This window comes from Streptomyces sennicomposti (genome assembly GCF_019890635.1).
GTDB lineage: Bacteria > Actinomycetota > Actinomycetes > Streptomycetales > Streptomycetaceae > Streptomyces > Streptomyces sennicomposti.
On sequence record NZ_JAIOAB010000144.1, the window covers coordinates 1 to 534 of the forward strand.

The following is a 534-nucleotide window of genomic DNA, read 5'->3' on the forward strand; positions in this document are numbered from 1 at the left end:
GGATAGTCGCACTGCTCGGCCAGCTGCCGGTACGCCTCGATCATCACGACCGGGTCGTTGTGCTTCACCGAGATCTTGATGTCCCGGAAATCATGCTCCTCGAACAGCGACGCCTCCCACAGCGCCGACTCCACCAGCGCCTCCGGCGTCGCCTTCCCGTACTTCTGCAGCAGCCGCCGGTCCAGCGAACCCGCGTTCACCCCGATCCGGATCGGCGTCCCGTGGTCCTTCGCCGCCTTCGCGATCTCCCGCACCTGATCGTCGAACTTCTTGATGTTGCCCGGATTCACCCGCACCGCCGCGCACCCGGCCTCGATCGCCGCGAACACGTACTTCGGCTGGAAATGGATGTCCGCGATCACCGGAATCTGCGACTTCCGCGCGATCGTCGCCAACGCGTCCGCGTCGTCCTGCGTCGGACACGCCACCCGCACGATCTGACACCCCGACGCCGTCAGCTCCGCGATCTGCTGCAACGTCGCCCCGATGTCCGACGTACGCGTCGTCGTCATCGACTGCACCGACACCGGCGCG

The 534-nt window shown here is 66.5% G+C and carries 1 protein-coding gene; it reads right to left on the bottom strand.

Annotated features, from left to right (window positions below):
* Positions 1 to 534, bottom strand: a 534-nt coding sequence (locus K7787_RS31455; RefSeq protein WP_223003716.1) for a flavodoxin-dependent (E)-4-hydroxy-3-methylbut-2-enyl-diphosphate synthase, incomplete at both ends; no start/stop codon positions are given.